Below are 1074 nucleotides of genomic sequence, written 5' to 3' on the forward strand. Positions count from 1 at the left end.
CTTGTAGACGAGCTGGGAGTGACCGTCACGGCGCAGCAGGACACAGAAATTGTCGAACGAAGTGACCACGCCGGTCAGCTTGACGCCGTTGATAAGGAAGATGGTGAGCGGGTTCTTGCTCTTGCGAACTGAATTCAGGAACAGGTCCTGAAGGTTTTGCGATCGTTCCGCCATTGTTCTTGTCTTTCGCCGATCCCCTTCGGTTTGCAAGCCAATGCGCCAAATTAACGGGCGCATGTCAAGCTCGCAAACACCGTCTTGTCGTCAGTAACGACAAGCAGAACGAGATATATTGATGTTCATTCCACCTGTGCGGTTATCAGGCTGGACTTTTTTCCGCAATGTCAAAAAAGGCCTGCCGCAAGGAAAGTGTTATTGAGCCGGGGTGCCCATTGGCGACCGTATCGCCGTCGATAGCCACCACCGGCATGGCGAGTGTCGTTGCGGAGCTGATGAACGCCTCGCGTGCCGCCTTGGCCTCGGCGACGGAAAAGCCGCGCTCCTCGATCTTCAGGCCGAGCTTGGCCGCCACTTCGAACATGGTCGTGCGGGTGATGCCGCGCAGGATGCCGTGCTCCGCCGGCCTGGTGACCAGGACGCCGTCCCGAGTGACGATCCAGGCATTGGACGAGCCGCCTTCTTTTACGTTGCCTTCGGCGTCGACGAACCAGGCTTCCTGCGCACCGGCCTCCTTTGCCTTCTGCTTGGCCAATACATTGGGCAGCAGCCCGACGGTCTTGATGTCGACGCGGTCCCAGCGGTTCTCCGGCACGGTGATGACCGCGATGCCGGTCTCGGCTCGCTTTGCTCCGGCTGCGGGGTCGGCCTTCCTGGCGGTCACCACCAGGGCCGGCTTGGTGTCTGCGGAAGGGAAGACAAAGTCGCGGCTGGCGACGCCGCGCGTCACCTGGACATAGACCAGGCCGTTGGCGACATGGTTGCGGTTGACCACCTCGCGCAGGATAAGCGGCAGCACGTGAGAGGTGACTGGCCAGGCGATCGACAATTCGGTCAGCGAGCGGTTCAGCCGCGCCAGATGGCGCGGCATGTCGACGATGAAGCCATGCGCCACCT

The 1074-nt window shown here is 60.9% G+C and carries 2 protein-coding genes; both read right to left on the minus strand.

What is annotated here, in order from left to right; all coding sequences use genetic code 11:
• A partial coding sequence (gene hfq, locus EN906_RS35045) for an RNA chaperone Hfq (RefSeq protein WP_164777652.1) occupies positions 1-174 on the minus strand: 174 nt, incomplete at its 3' end.
• A 145-nt stretch (positions 175-319) separates the two neighbouring features.
• Positions 320-1074 (minus strand): D-amino-acid transaminase (locus EN906_RS35050; protein ID WP_127375821.1); only part of this gene is annotated, 755 nt, incomplete at its 5' end.

Source organism: Mesorhizobium sp. M7A.F.Ca.CA.004.06.1.1 (genome assembly GCF_003999135.1).
GTDB lineage: Bacteria > Pseudomonadota > Alphaproteobacteria > Rhizobiales > Rhizobiaceae > Mesorhizobium.